Below are 13,026 nucleotides of genomic sequence, written 5' to 3' on the forward strand. Positions count from 1 at the left end.
AGGCCTGGCCCCACCTGCGTGGAGCCGGGCCGGAAGGGCTCACGCCTGCTGGCGGCCCTTGGCGCGCATCTTGTCCGACATGTTGGCCATCTCGTCGTAGAGCATCTGCGGGTTCTTCTGCTTCACCGCCCAGGCCATGCGGCCCTGCTCGTGGGGCAGGATCATGAAGGTGCCGGCGGCCACTTCATTGAAGATGTAGTCGGCGATATCGGCGGCGCTGATCGGCGAGCTTTCCAGCAGCTTGCCCACCTGCTGCTTCATGGCCGGGGTCGGGCCACGGAAGGAGTCCAGCAGGTTGGTCTGGAAGAACGACGGGCAGACCACGTGCACGCCGACACCTTCCTGCTTGAGTTCGATCAGCAGGCTTTCCGAGAGCGCCACCACGCCGGCCTTGGCCACGTTGTAGTTGCTCATCGCCGGGCCCTGCATCAGCGCCGCCATGGACGCAATGTTGACGATGCGGCCCTTGCTGCGCTGCAGCAGCGGCAGGAAGGCCTTGCAGCCCTTGACCACGCCCATCAGGTTGATCGCGATCTGCCAGTCCCAGTCTTCCAGGGACAGCTCCTCGAAGAAGCCGCCGGAGGCCACGCCCGCGTTGTTGACGATGATGTCGATGCCGCCGAGCTTCTGCTCGCAGGCCTGGGCGAAGGCGGTGAGCTGGCTGTAGTCGCGAACGTCGCAGCGTTGGGTGAAGCCGTCGCCACCCGCTTCGCGGACCAGTGCGAGGGTTTCCGCCAGCCCGGGCTCGTTGACATCGGAAAGGGCCAGCTTGCTGCCTTCACGGGCCCAGCGCAGGGCGATCTCACGGCCCAGACCGGAGCCAGCGCCGGTGATCATGATGCGGTTCTGCATGGTGAGGTTGCCTTCTTGGTATGTGCGTTGGTGCCCCGCAGTTTAGCGAGGCGCCACCCGCCAAAGCGCGAAATCAGGGCGCTGAATGACGGGGGCAAATCAACGCATCGGCGCCTTGCGCGCACCCTCGACAGGCGCTAGCGGGCGCGACGCAGCAGGCGCACCAGGAGAACACCGTAGACCAGCAGGTTGAGGCCGACGACGATGCCGCCGAGCCAGAGCTGGATGCCCGGCGTGAGGCCCGCCGGGTAGATCACCGGCAGCACGTGATGCTCGATGAAACCACCTTCGTAGCCCTGCTCGCCGGCCGCGCGGCGCAGGCTGTTTTCCAGCGGTGTGAGCGGGCAGATCAGGTGCAGCCATTCGACGGTCACGCCCCAGCAGGCGGCGGGCAGGTGCAACAGCGCCAGCTTCGGCCAGCGCAGCACCAGCAGGCCACCCAGCAGCACGAAGAGGATGAAACCCAGGTGGAAAAGCACCACCGCGTCCGCTGCAATCCGATAAAGCATCCTGCTGTCCCCGTTCGTTTCCGCGGCCCGCCCCAACTTCTGATAGTCGGCAAGCCCTTGTTTTCACTCGGCAAAAACGCCCGCGCAAGAATCTTTCATGAACCTTTGCAAAACAGGCGAAGTCGGAATTTACAGGAGCGGTCACTCACCTTGCATGCAGCGATGCATGAAGTGTGCGGCGGCTCCGGGAAGTCCAAGAACAAGGTTCATAGAAGGAGTTCCACCATGGGTATCAGTACCATTCTGCTCGTCATCCTGATCCTGCTGCTCATTGGCGGCCTGCCTGTATTCCCCCACTCCCGTGGCTGGGGTTACGGTCCCTCTGGCATCATCGGCACCCTGCTGATCATCCTGCTGGTTCTGATGATATTGGGCCGTATCTGACCACGCTCCCTCTCGGGCCACATTGGCGGATGTGGTTCGCGAGGCGAGCACCCCTTCCTGTCTTTCCTCCTCCCCCTCTCATCCCCTCCCACCTGCAGCAGCCCCATAAGCCACACAGGCAGGGCACAGGGTGGACGTAGCATGCGCATAGGGTGGGCGTAGGGTGGGCTGTAGGGTGGGCTTCAGCCCACCGCCTCTCCGAAGCCGACCCCAACCTCGCAACCCACCCTTGCTGCTCCTTTCTTTCTCCCCCCGCCCAACCCCACCCCAAACAAAAAGGGCAGCCCGAAGGCTGCCCAATGTCACGGAGTGGTGCGTGGATCAGTGGGCGACGGCGCCGCTGGCGCCCAGGCCGGTCTGCGAGCGGACGAACTGCGGGAAGAAGCGTGCGCGTTCCTCGTCTGCAGCGGCGGACTTGTCGGTGATGGAGAAGAACCAGATACCCACGAAGGCCACCAGGATCGAGAACAGCGCCGGGTACTCGTAGGGGTAGATGGCTTCGGCATGACCGAGGATCTGCACCCAGATGGTTGGGCCGAGGATCATCAGGCCGACCGCGGTGATCAGGCCCAGCCAGCCGCCGATCATGGCGCCACGGGTGGTCAGCTTCTTCCAGTACATGGAAAGGATCAGCACCGGGAAGTTGCAGCTGGCCGCGATGGAGAAGGCCAGGCCCACCATGAAGGCGATGTTCTGCTTCTCGAACAGGATGCCCAGGCCGATGGCCAGGACGCCGAGTGCGACGGTGGTGATCTTCGATACGCGCAGCTCATCCTTCTCGTTGGCCTTGCCCTTCTTGATGACCGAGGCGTACAGGTCGTGGGACACCGCCGAGGCACCGGCCAGGGTCAGGCCGGCGACCACCGCCAGGATGGTGGCGAAGGCCACGGCCGAGATGAAGCCGAGGAACAGGCTGCCGCCCACGGCGTTGGCCAGGTGCACCGCCGCCATGTTGTTGCCGCCCAGCAGCGCGCCGGTGGCGTCCTTGAACATCGGGTTGGTGCTGACCAGGAGGATGGCGCCGAAACCGATGATGAAGGTGAGGATGTAGAAGTAGCCGATGAAGCCGGTGGCGAAGAACACCGATTTACGGGCTTCCTTGGCATCGCTGACGGTGAAGAAGCGCATCAGGATGTGCGGCAGGCCGGCGGTGCCGAACATCAGCGCCAGGCCGAGGGAGATCGCCGAGATCGGATCCTTCACCAGGCCGCCGGGGCTCATGATGGCCTCGCCTTTCGGGTGGACCTTGATGGCCTCGCTGAACAGCATGCCGATGTCGAAGTTGACGTGCTTGAGCACCATGATCGCCATGAAGGAGGCGCCGGACAGCAACATCACCGCCTTGATGATCTGCACCCAGGTGGTGGCCAGCATGCCGCCGAACAGCACGTAGAGCACCATCAACACGCCCACCAGGACCACGGCCACGTGGTAGTTCAGGCCGAACAGCAGTTCGATCAGCTTGCCGGCACCGACCATCTGCGCGATCAGGTAGAAGGCCACCACCACCAGAGAACCGCAGGCGGACAGGGTGCGGATTTCCTTCTGCTTGAGGCGGTAGGAGGCGACGTCGGCGAAGGTGTACTTGCCCAGGTTGCGCAGGCGCTCGGCGATCAGGAAGAGGATCACCGGCCAGCCGACGAGGAAGCCGATCGAATAGATCAGGCCGTCGTAGCCGGAGGTGTAGACCAGGGCGGAAATACCCAGGAAGGACGCCGCGGACATGTAGTCACCGGCGATCGCCAGGCCGTTCTGGAAACCGGTGATGCTGCCGCCGGCGGTATAGAAGTCGGCGGTCGACTTGCTGCGCTTGGACGCCCAGTAGGTGATGTAGAGGGTGAAGCCGACAAAGACCACGAACATCACGATGGCGGAGACGTTCAGCGGCTGGCGCTGCACGTCGCCTTCGAGGGCGCCGGCGGCCCACAGGGCCGGGGCCACGGCCATCAGGCCGACAATGCCGCAGATGGAGAGAATGCGCGCGATCATTGCTGCGCCTCCTTGAGGACTTCGCGGTTCAGACGGTCGAACTCGCCATTGGCGCGGCGCACGTAGATGCCGGTGAGCACGAAGGCGGAGACGATCAGGCCGACGCCGATCGGGATGCCCCAGGTGATGGACGAGCCCGGGCTGAGCTTGGTGCCGAGCACCTGGGGCTCGAAGGCGATGAGCAGGATGAAGGCCAGGTACAGGCCGAGCATGATGGCGGAGAGAATCCAGGCGAAGCGTTCGCGCTTGGCGACCAACTCCTGGAATCGCGGATTCTCGTGAATCCGCTGGTAGATGCTGTCGTTCATTGTTGTTGTCCTCTACACAGCACGTTAGTGGTGAAAACAACTCTAGAACGCTCGTACACAGGCAACAGACGACCTTAGTCGTAGCGTGGGGGCTTTCTCGACCAAGGTCGTAGGCCATTCATATAGGCGCTCTATCAGCACCATTTCCCATGCATATTTCCTTACATGGAACAGGGCCTCTACTCTGCACGTAACTCGGAATCATTCCCATCTAAGGGAGACCCATCATGCTCAAGACCGTCACCTTCACCGTCATGCACTTCGGCATCGCCTTCACCGTCGCCTACCTGCTCACCGGTAGCGTCGCCATCGGTGGCCTGGTGGCGATCGTCGAGCCGCTGGTCAACTCCGTGGGCTTCTACGTCCACGAGAAGGTCTGGAAGCGCTTCGAGAAGGCCAAGGCCGAAGGCCCGGCGGCGCCTCGGGGCAACTGGTTGCACCAGCACGCCTGAACGGGCCGGAAAACACCTCGGTAATGCGCTGAAACCAGTTAGCAGGTGGCCAGCGCATTCCTACCGAACAGCTGAATCCGCTAAGATGCGCGGCTTTGCCGCCACCACGCGCCCTTAGCCCATGAGCCAGACCCGTCACTTCCCCGTTCTGCCCTACCTGCTCGCCTCGATCGCCGCCCTGCTGCTGCTCGCCGCCCTCTGGTACGGCCAGGGCAAGCCGGTGATCCTGCCCGATGCGGCCACCCCGACGCACAAGCTGCAATGCGCCTCCTACAGCCCGTTCGACAAGGACCAGTCGCCGTTCGACCAGCCCTTCGTGCTGCGCCCCGAACGCATGGACGCCGACCTCGAACTGCTCGCCACCCGCTTCCATTGCGTGCGCACCTACTCCATGACCGGCCTCGAAGCCATCCCGGAGCTGGCCCGCAAGCACGGCCTGAAGCTGATGCTCGGCGCCTGGGTCAACGGCAACCCGGTGGACACCGGCAAGGAGATCGACGCGCTGATCAAGGCCGCCAACGCCAACCCGGACGTGGTCGAGGCGGTGATCGTCGGTAACGAGACACTGCTGCGCAAGGAAGTCACCGGCACCCAGCTGGCCAAGCTGATCGGCCAGGTGAAAGCCCAGGTCAAGCAGCCGGTCACCTATGCGGATGTGTGGGAGTTCTGGCTCAAGCACCCTGAAGTCGCCCCGGCGGTGGACTTCCTCACCATTCACCTGCTGCCCTACTGGGAAGACGACCCCGCCGGCATCCACGAGGCCCTGGCCCACGTGAAGGACATCCGCGAGGAGTTCGGTACGCGCTTCGCACCCAAGGACATCGTGATCGGCGAAACCGGCTGGCCCAGCGAAGGCCGCCAGCGCGAAACCGCCCTGCCCAGCCGCGTCAACGAAGCCCTGTTCATCCGTGGCTTCGTGCACATGGCCGAAGAGAACGGCTGGCGCTACAACCTGATCGAAGCCTTCGACCAGCCCTGGAAGCGCGAAAGCGAAGGCGCTGTCGGCGGCTACTGGGGCCTGTTCAGTGCTGACCGTACCGAGAAGGGCGTGCTCGCCGGCCCGGTTTCCAACCTGCCGAACTGGCCGCTGTGGCTTTCCGTCAGCGGGCTGATCTTCGCCCTCACCCTGATCGTCGCCGGGCGCCCCGCCTCCAGCCGCGCCGCCCTGCTGCTGCCCCTGCTGGCCGCACTGGGTGCCGGTTGCATCGGCATGTGGGCCGAACTGGCGCGCATCACCGCTCGCTTCGCCGGTGAATGGGCCTGGGCGGCCTTCATCGTCGGCCTCAACCTGGTGGTGCTGATGCACGGCGCCTTGGCGCTGTCGACCCGCGAAGGCGCCCGTGGCCGCCTGTTCGCCTGGCTCGACACCCGTGCCAGTTGGTGGCTGTCCGCCTCTGGCTTCGCCGGTGCCGTGCTGATGCTGGCCCTGGTCTTCGACGCCCGCTACCGCAGCTTCCCCAGCGCCGCACTGCTGCTGCCGGCGGTGGTCTACCTGTGCCGCCCGGTGAAAGCACCGCGCCGCGAGATCGCCCTGCTGGCTCTGTTCATCGGCCTGGGCATCATCCCGCAGCTCTATGAGGAGACCCTGGGCAATATCCAGGCGATCGGCTGGGCCGCCACCGCCCTGCTGCTGACCCTCGCCCTGGTACGCAGCCTGCGCCTCGGCCGCTGAACCAGATGCAACGAAAAAGGGATGCCTCGGCATCCCTTTTTTATGGCCCGCGATAACCGGCCTGCTGGCGTGGGAACGGTTTCAACCGCGATGCAGCGGGCAGGGCCTTTCGCGAATGAATTGGCTATGTCGGCGTTAAGTGTTGCTAGAGGATTTGAGCCCAGCTGATTGCCGAGTTCTGCTGGTGCTTTTGGTTTCGCCCACCCGGGCGAGTCTCTTTTGGCAGTCGTCGGGGTGCCGAACCACCCAAAAGAAACCAAAAGGGCTTGCCCCATCATCCGGCCCCGGCTTCGCCGGGGTTCCCTCACTCCATCGTTGCTCTGGGGGCCGGCGCGATGGGCCATCCATGGCCTGGCGGGCCTCTCGCGGCATCCATGCCGCTCGTCCCCCGGCGCAACGACTGCGTTCGGCCTCCTGGAGGGGCGTTGGCGGCTGCTCCAACTTTCTTCGTCCAGCGCATCACCACAGGTGCGCACAGGCTTTCGTAGGATGGTGTAGAGCGAAGCGAAACCCATGCGGTGGAGGTGGTACGAACTCTTGGACGCCCGGAAATGGTCGTGCTTGAGCGCCTGCATTAAAACCACAACAGCTAACGCAGACAGAGCCAATGAATTCGCCCACGACAACGCCCCAGGGCATCCCGCACACAAACAACGGGTTGCACCCGACCTACAGGCTCACCCACGCCATCTAGGGGCGACTTCAGTCGCCAAGCAGGCCGCAGGGCTGCCACTGCAGGGTGTTCCCCGGCAGCACCGCCTGGTGGATGAGAAGAGCGCCATCCACCCTACACAGCCCGACGCAACGAAGCCGAACCCGGCCATGCCGCCCCAACCCGCAGGCGAAAAAAAGGACGCCGAAGCGTCCTTTTTCATTCCGCGCCGCGTCTTCAGGCGATGCTCAGCCCGCCACGGGGCGCGCGCACCAGGCGCAGGGCGGCGATGACGATGGCGAACACACCGAGGCTGGCGCTGTAGAGCACCAGGGCCGGCAGGGCGAAGAGCATGGCCGCCACGCCCAGGCCCCAGCCGGCGCGGCCGGGTACGAAGAAGGCGACCAGGGACAGCACCAGGGCGCTCCAGGCGATGACGCGGAAGTGGATGAGCAGGCCGAGGTTGGCGCGCACCTGGCATTCCCAGCGCTGGGCATCATCGACGCACAGGCCGACCCACTGGCCGTCCTCCATCAGGCCGTAGCGCAGGCCATAGCTGGCCGCCAGCCAGAGCGACAGGACCACCAGCAGGATGATCAGGGGCAGACGGCGTGACATGGTTCTCTCCGAAGAATTGAAAGCGGCGCCAAGGATAAACGCACGCTCGCCGTATGCAAGACAAAGTCTGTAAACAGCGCTAACAAGGAGGCCTGGACCCGCCGTTGCGCCGGGTGCATGCTGTCCGGCGCCCCGTGAAGGCATTTCGCCTTCCCTCACGGCACTTTGGCGAGCCCGCACTTGTCATAGCATCGGTATCCCCTCAGCCCGACTTCCTGCAAAGGGACTTGAACCTCATGCTCCGTCTCCGCCTCGCTGCCCTGCTCGGCAGCCTGCTTCTGAGTGCCCCGCTGTGGGCGGCCGATATAGATGCTGCCGGCTATGGCTTCCCGCTGACCAACCCGTTCGAGGCGACCATCGCCACCACGCCACCGGAGCTGCGCCCCGACCTGCCGGCGGACGAGGACATCGACCAGGCCGACTACGACCTCAAGCTGCGCCCCGAACGCGAGTTCAAGCTGCCGGACAACTTCTGGCCGGTGAAGACCCTGCGTTACCGCCTGGCCCAGCAGGACCACGCCGCGCCGCTGATCTTCATCATCGCCGGCACCGGGGCCCACTATTCCAGCAGCCAGGCCGAGTACCTGAAGCGGCTGTTCTACGGCGCCGGCTTCCACGTGGTGCAGCTGTCCTCGCCCACCAGCTACGACTTCATGGCCGCCGCCTCGCGCTTCGCCACGCCGGGGCTTTCCAACGAAGACGCCGACGACCTCTACCGGGTGATGCAGGCCGTGCGAGCCCAGCACCCGAAACTGCCGGTCACCGAGTACCACCTCACCGGCTACAGCCTCGGCGCCCTCGAGGCGGCCTTCGTCAGCAAGCTCGACGAGACGCGCCGCAGCTTCAACTTCAAGCGCGTGCTGCTGCTCAACCCGCCAGTGAACCTGTACACCTCCATCAGCAACCTCGACCGCCTGGTACAGACCCGGGTCAAGGGCATCGACAACAACACCACCTTCTACCAGGTGGTGCTGGGCAAGCTGACCCGCTACTTCCAGCAGCGCGGCTACGTCGACCTCAACGACGCCCTGCTCTACGATTTCCAGCAATCCAAGCAGAAGCTCTCGGACGAGCAGATGGCGATGCTCATCGGCACCTCCTTCCGCTTCTCCTCCTCGGACATCGCCTTCACCTCGGACCTGATCAACCGCCGCGGCCTGATCACCCCGGTGAAGCTGCCGATCACCGAGGGCACCAGCCTCACGCCCTTCTTCAAGCGCGCGCTGCAGTGCGACTTCGACTGCTACATCACCGAGCAACTGATTCCCTTCTGGCGCGCCCGCTTCGACGGCGGCAGCCTCACCCAGCTAATCAACCAGGTAAGCCTCTACGGCCTGGAGGATTACCTGAAACAGAGCGGGAAGATCGCCGTGATGCACAATGCCGACGACGTCATCCTCGGCCCGGGCGACCTGGGCTTCCTGCGCCGCACCTTCGGCGACCGCCTGACCGTCTACCCCCATGGCGGCCACTGCGGCAACCTCAACTACCGCGTCAACAGCGACGCCATGCTGGAGTTCTTCCGTGGCTAAGCACGTTCTCCTCCTCGCCCTGCTGCTGGCCAGCGCCCCCCTTCTCGCCGACGAGCGCCAGGAGCCGGATGGCTTCACCGAGCCGCTCCAGCGCTTGCAGTTCAACCCCGGGCTCGACCAGCGCGAATTCGAGCGCTCCACCTTCGACGCCCTGGAGGTCTACGACCCGCTGGAGTCCTGGAACCGACGCGTGTACCACTTCAACTACCGCTTCGACCAATGGGTGTTCCTGCCCGTGGTGCGCGGCTACACCTACGTCACCCCGCGCTTCGTGCGCAGTGGCGTGAGCAACTTCTTCAGCAACCTGGGTGATGTGCCCAACCTGCTCAACAGCCTGCTGCAGTTCAAGGGCCAGCGCTCGATGGAAGTCACCGGGCGCCTGTTGCTCAACACCACCCTAGGCGTGGCCGGGCTCTGGGACCCGGCCACGATGATGGGCCTGCCCAAGCAGAGCGAGGACTTCGGCCAGACCCTGGGCTTCTACGGCCTCGGTGCCGGGCCCTACCTGATGCTGCCGATCCTCGGCCCCTCCAACCTGCGCGACACCGGCGGCCTGGTGGTGGACTTCGTGGCAGACAACCAGATCAACTTCCTCAACGTGCCCGAGGTCAGCCGCGACCACCCGGAGATCAGCCTGCTGCGGGCGGTGGACAAGCGCTACACCACCAGCTTCCGCTACGGCCAGCTCAACTCGCCCTTCGAGTACGAGAAGATCCGCTACGTGTACACCGAGTCGCGCAAGCTGCAGATCGCCGAGTGATGCAGCCCCAGGCTGGCGCCGACCATGGCGCCAGCCGGGGGCTTAGAACCCATCCAACGGCTCGATAGGAACCACGCAAAATCACGCACCATCGATTCGATTCCCTGGATTAGCATCGCCCCATTCTTTTCCAGGGAGGCTCCTATGAACCGCTACCGCCAGATCATCGAACAACGCCCCGGCCAGCCCGCATCCGACGGCGCCGGGGTCAACCTGACCCGCGTCTTCGCCGAGCAGGGCATTCCGCGCTTCGACCCCTTCCTGATGCTCGACGAGTTCGGCTCGGCCAACCCGGACGACTACGTCGCCGGCTTCCCGCCCCACCCCCATCGAGGCTTCGAGACCATCACCTACATGATCGAGGGGCGCATGCGCCACGAGGACCACCTGGGCAACGTCGGCCTGCTGGAGAACGGCGGCGTGCAGTGGATGACCGCCGCGCGCGGCATCATTCACAGCGAGATGCCGGAGCAGCAGGAGGGCGTGATGCGCGGCTTCCAGATCTGGCTCAACCTGCCGGGCAAGGACAAGCTGGGCGACCCGGGCTACCGCGACTTCGCACCACATGAAATCCCGCGCCTGCGCACCTCGGGCGGCGTCGACGCGCTAGTGATCGCCGGGTACTTCGATGACGGCGAGCAGCAACAGGACGGCGCCGTGCAACGCCCGCACACCGAACCGCAGCTGTTCGACCTGCACCTGCAGGCCGGCAGCCACGCGGCCCCGCGCCTGGCGGATGGCTTGCGGGTGCTGCTCTACGTCTACGAGGGCGAGGTGCACGTCAACGGCAACCCGGTGGCCAAGGGTCGCCTGGTGCGCCTCTCGGAGCAGGGTGCGCTGGAACTGGCCAGCACCGAGGGTGCCCGTGTGTTGCTGCTCGCCGGTCGCCCTTTGGGGAGCCCATCGTGCAGTACGGCCCCTTCGTGATGAACACCCGTGAGGAAATCGAACAGGCCCTGCGCGACTACCGCGACGGCCGCCTCGCGGGCTAGTAGGCCACCGGCGTCGGCAGCACCGAAGCCGTCTCCAGGCCGAGGAAGCTTTGCAGGTCGGCCTTCTGCGCCATGGCGTCCTGGTAGCCCAGCTCGATCAGTTCATTGCAGTAGCCGGGTTCGAACAGCAGGTAACTGATCACCCCGGCACCACTGGCCTTGGTCGCTCCCGGCCCACGCAGGAAGGTGCGGATCGCCCGCGGCATCTCGCGGCGGTGACGCGCGGCGATGGTGTCCAGCGGCTGGCTCGGCGAAATCACCAGCACCTCCACAGGCTTCAGGCCCAGGTTTCGCGGGCGCTGCCCGGCGGGAATCGCCTGGCTCAGCTGGTTGATGCGCTCCAGCAGCTCGATGTCGCTTTCCAGGTTGTCGATGAAGGTGCTGTTGAGCATGTGCCCGCCGATCTGCGCCAGGCTCGGCGGGTTGCCCGTACTGGCGCGCACCACACCATCGTTGACGTTGCCCACCCGCGGGTTGCCACTCACCCCCACCACCAGGATGCGATTGGCCCCCAGGTGCAGCGCCGGGCTGATGGGCGCCGACTGGCGCACCGCGCCGTCGCCGAAGTATTCGCGGTTGATCCGCACCGGCGGGAAGATCAGCGGAATGGCCGCACTGGCCAGCAGGTGGTCAAGCGCCAGGCGCGTGGGCACGCCGACGCGGCGGTGGCGGAACCAGGGGTCGATGGTGGCGCGGCCCTGGTAGAAGGTCACCGCCTGGCCGGACTCGTAGCCGAAGGCGGTCACCGCCACGGCCCGCAACTGGCGCAGGCGTACGGCGGCGGCGATGCCGGTGAAGTCCAGCTCGCGCTCCAGCAGGCCGCGCAGTGGGGCGTTGTCCAGCAGCGCCACCGGCGCGTGGCGGTTCATCCCCAGCAGGCTGTGACCGAGGAAGCGCGCGCTCTGGCGCAATACACCGGGCCAGTCGCTGCGGTACACCTGGGAGGTGTGGAAGCCTTGCCAGACGGCGGTGAGGCGGCGGATCGCCTCGCTGAAATGCAGGGCACCGCAGGCCAGGCCCACAGCGTTGATGGCGCCGGCCGAGGTGCCGACTATCACCGGGAAGGGGTTGTGCATCGAGTCGGGCAGCAGGTCGGCGATCGCCGCCAGCACGCCCACCTGGTAGGCCGCTCGCGCGCCGCCGCCCGAGAGGATGAGTCCGGTCACGGGCTTGGTTGCGGCGGGTTCACTCATGAAAGGCTTCCGTTTTTTTCCGCGAGTATAGGGCCCGCGTGGGCCCGGCGCTGCTCAGTAGAGCTTCGGCTCGCCTTCCGGCCGGGTCTTGAAGCGGCGATGGGCCCAGAGGTACTGCTCGGGGAGGCGGCTTACGGCCTGTTCGATCCACTGGTTGATGCGCAGGCAATCCGCCTCCTCGCTCTCGCCCGGGAAGTCGGCCAGCGGCGGGTGGATCACCAGGCGGTAGCCGGAGCCGTCGGCCAGGCGTTCCTGGGTGAAGGGCAGCACCCGCGCGCGGCCCAGGCGGGCGAACTTGGTGGTGGCGGTGACGGTGGCGGCGGTGACGCCGAACAGCGGCACGAACAGGCTCTGCTTGCGCCCGTAGTCCTGGTCCGGCGCGTACCAGATGGCACGCCCGGCACGCAGCACCTTGAGCATGGCGCGTACGTCTTCACGCTCGATGGCCGTGGCGTCGAGATTGTGCCGCTCGCGCCCCTGGCGCTGGACGAAGTCGAACAGCGGGTTCTTGTGCTCGCGGTACATGCCGTCGATGGTGTGCACCTGGCCGAGCAGCGCGGCGCCGATCTCCAGGGTGGTGAAGTGCAGCGCCATGAGAATCACGCCCTGGCCGTCCGCCTGGGCCTGGCGCAGATGCTCCAGGCCTTCTATATGGGCGAGTTTGCGCAGGCGCGAGGCCGGCCACCACCAGCTCGTGGCCATCTCGAAGAAGGCGATGCCGGTGGAGGCGAAGTTCTCCCTGAGCAAGCGCTTGCGCTCGGCAACGGGCAACGCGGGGAAACACAGCTCCAGGTTGCGCCGGACGATGTGTCGACGCGAACCGGCGACCCGCAGCATCAGCCAGCCCAGGGCGCGCCCCAGGCGCAGCAGCACCGGGTAGGGCAACAGGGTAATCAGCCACAGCACCGCCAGGCCGAGCCACAGGGGCCAGAAGCGCGGGTGGAGGAAGGCGGCGCGGAAGCGGGGACGTTCCATCGGTGGATCCGTAGGGCTGTGTGGGCAAAGGCCGGCATTCTACAGAAATAGCTGCCAGCCGGCGCCCATCCTGCCCCGCGCGTCTTGCGACGGCCCGGCGTTCTCGCTATAAGTCCTGCCCATCAGACCCAGCAGAAA

12 protein-coding genes and 1 pseudogene are annotated in these 13,026 nt (G+C 65.6%); 6 read left to right on the forward strand and 7 right to left on the reverse strand.

Going from position 1 to position 13,026, the window contains the following annotated elements:
• Window positions 1-39 precede the first annotated feature (39 nt).
• Together PSm6_RS02700 and PSm6_RS02705 are read right to left on the reverse strand one after the other, a co-directional pair.
• Window positions 40-852: an SDR family oxidoreductase gene (locus PSm6_RS02700; protein WP_021221274.1), complete on the reverse strand. Its 813-nt coding sequence runs from the start codon at window positions 850-852 to the stop codon at window positions 40-42.
• A 137-nt stretch (window positions 853-989) separates the two neighbouring features.
• Window positions 990-1,361: a DUF2784 domain-containing protein gene (locus PSm6_RS02705; protein ID WP_031288404.1), complete on the reverse strand. Its 372-nt coding sequence runs from the start codon at window positions 1,359-1,361 to the stop codon at window positions 990-992.
• A gap of 225 nt (window positions 1,362-1,586) precedes the next feature.
• On the opposite strand from PSm6_RS02705, the gene PSm6_RS02710 reads away from it, so the two are divergent.
• Window positions 1,587-1,745 carry a DUF3309 family protein gene (locus tag PSm6_RS02710; RefSeq protein ID WP_021221276.1) on the forward strand — a complete coding sequence of 53 codons (159 nt, stop codon included), beginning with the start codon at window positions 1,587-1,589 and terminating at the stop codon, window positions 1,743-1,745.
• A gap of 321 nt (window positions 1,746-2,066) precedes the next feature.
• On the opposite strand, the gene PSm6_RS02715 is transcribed toward PSm6_RS02710, so the two are convergent.
• Together PSm6_RS02715 and PSm6_RS02720 are read right to left on the reverse strand one after the other, a co-directional pair.
• Window positions 2,067-3,734 (reverse strand): cation acetate symporter, encoded by a 1,668-nt coding sequence (locus PSm6_RS02715; RefSeq protein WP_021221277.1) that lies wholly within the window; start codon window positions 3,732-3,734, stop codon window positions 2,067-2,069.
• On the reverse strand, window positions 3,731-4,042 hold the full coding sequence (locus PSm6_RS02720; RefSeq protein ID WP_021221278.1) for a DUF485 domain-containing protein: 312 nt from the start codon (window positions 4,040-4,042) through the stop codon (window positions 3,731-3,733). The genes PSm6_RS02715 and PSm6_RS02720 overlap by 4 nt, the downstream gene beginning before the upstream one ends.
• Before the next feature lie 227 nt (window positions 4,043-4,269).
• On the opposite strand from PSm6_RS02720, the gene PSm6_RS02725 reads away from it, so the two are divergent.
• Together PSm6_RS02725 and PSm6_RS02730 are read left to right on the forward strand one after the other, a co-directional pair.
• Entirely contained in the window at window positions 4,270-4,494 is a 225-nt protein-coding gene (locus tag PSm6_RS02725; RefSeq protein ID WP_021221279.1) for a DUF2061 domain-containing protein, read from the forward strand.
• A gap of 121 nt (window positions 4,495-4,615) precedes the next feature.
• Window positions 4,616-6,166, forward strand: a complete 1,551-nt coding sequence (locus PSm6_RS02730; protein WP_265169476.1) for a glycoside hydrolase family 17 protein — start codon at window positions 4,616-4,618, stop codon at window positions 6,164-6,166.
• A gap of 889 nt (window positions 6,167-7,055) precedes the next feature.
• On the opposite strand, the gene PSm6_RS02735 is transcribed toward PSm6_RS02730, so the two are convergent.
• On the reverse strand, window positions 7,056-7,436 hold the full coding sequence (locus tag PSm6_RS02735; protein WP_265169477.1) for a hypothetical protein: 381 nt from the start codon (window positions 7,434-7,436) through the stop codon (window positions 7,056-7,058).
• Between the two features lie 236 nt (window positions 7,437-7,672).
• On the opposite strand from PSm6_RS02735, the gene mlaY reads away from it, so the two are divergent.
• The 3 genes and pseudogenes from mlaY to PSm6_RS02750 all read left to right on the forward strand — a co-directional run bounded on the left by mlaY (window position 7,673) and on the right by PSm6_RS02750 (window position 10,720).
• Entirely contained in the window at window positions 7,673-8,968 is a 1,296-nt protein-coding gene (gene mlaY / locus PSm6_RS02740; RefSeq protein WP_021221282.1) for a lipid asymmetry maintenance lipase MlaY, read from the forward strand.
• Entirely contained in the window at window positions 8,961-9,728 is a 768-nt protein-coding gene (locus PSm6_RS02745) for an MlaA family lipoprotein (RefSeq protein ID WP_021221283.1), read from the forward strand. The genes mlaY and PSm6_RS02745 overlap by 8 nt, the downstream gene beginning before the upstream one ends.
• Window positions 9,729-9,872: 144 nt before the next feature.
• A pseudogene (locus PSm6_RS02750) lies at window positions 9,873-10,720 on the forward strand (pirin family protein).
• Here the strand turns inward: PSm6_RS02750 and PSm6_RS02755 are convergent.
• Window positions 10,717-11,913, reverse strand: a complete 1,197-nt coding sequence (locus PSm6_RS02755; RefSeq protein WP_021221285.1) for a patatin-like phospholipase family protein — start codon at window positions 11,911-11,913, stop codon at window positions 10,717-10,719. The pseudogene PSm6_RS02750 and the gene PSm6_RS02755 overlap by 4 nt on opposite strands.
• Before the next feature lie 54 nt (window positions 11,914-11,967).
• On the reverse strand, window positions 11,968-12,888 hold the full coding sequence (locus tag PSm6_RS02760; RefSeq protein ID WP_265169479.1) for a lipid A biosynthesis lauroyl acyltransferase: 921 nt from the start codon (window positions 12,886-12,888) through the stop codon (window positions 11,968-11,970).
• Between the last annotated feature and the right edge of the window lie 138 nt (window positions 12,889-13,026).

The sequence above is a fragment of the Pseudomonas solani genome (assembly GCF_026072635.1).
In the GTDB taxonomy this organism is placed as follows: domain Bacteria; phylum Pseudomonadota; class Gammaproteobacteria; order Pseudomonadales; family Pseudomonadaceae; genus Metapseudomonas; species Metapseudomonas solani.

What these genes read in the sequence shown, in the direction of transcription:
- PSm6_RS02735 (WP_265169477.1), bottom strand. Translation starts at nt 7,436, where the DNA reads ATGTCACGCCGTCTGCCCCTGATCATCCTGCTGGTGGTCCTGTCGCTC.
- PSm6_RS02700 (WP_021221274.1), bottom strand. Translation starts at nt 852, where the DNA reads ATGCAGAACCGCATCATGATCACCGGCGCTGGCTCCGGTCTGGGCCGT.
- PSm6_RS02725 (WP_021221279.1), top strand. Translation starts at nt 4,270, where the DNA reads ATGCTCAAGACCGTCACCTTCACCGTCATGCACTTCGGCATCGCCTTC.
- PSm6_RS02710 (WP_021221276.1), top strand. Translation starts at nt 1,587, where the DNA reads ATGGGTATCAGTACCATTCTGCTCGTCATCCTGATCCTGCTGCTCATT.
- PSm6_RS02730 (WP_265169476.1), top strand. Translation starts at nt 4,616, where the DNA reads ATGAGCCAGACCCGTCACTTCCCCGTTCTGCCCTACCTGCTCGCCTCG.
- PSm6_RS02715 (WP_021221277.1), bottom strand. Translation starts at nt 3,734, where the DNA reads ATGATCGCGCGCATTCTCTCCATCTGCGGCATTGTCGGCCTGATGGCC.
- mlaY (WP_021221282.1), top strand. Translation starts at nt 7,673, where the DNA reads ATGCTCCGTCTCCGCCTCGCTGCCCTGCTCGGCAGCCTGCTTCTGAGT.
- PSm6_RS02760 (WP_265169479.1), bottom strand. Translation starts at nt 12,888, where the DNA reads ATGGAACGTCCCCGCTTCCGCGCCGCCTTCCTCCACCCGCGCTTCTGG.
- PSm6_RS02755 (WP_021221285.1), bottom strand. Translation starts at nt 11,913, where the DNA reads ATGAGTGAACCCGCCGCAACCAAGCCCGTGACCGGACTCATCCTCTCG.
- PSm6_RS02720 (WP_021221278.1), bottom strand. Translation starts at nt 4,042, where the DNA reads ATGAACGACAGCATCTACCAGCGGATTCACGAGAATCCGCGATTCCAG.
- PSm6_RS02705 (WP_031288404.1), bottom strand. Translation starts at nt 1,361, where the DNA reads ATGCTTTATCGGATTGCAGCGGACGCGGTGGTGCTTTTCCACCTGGGT.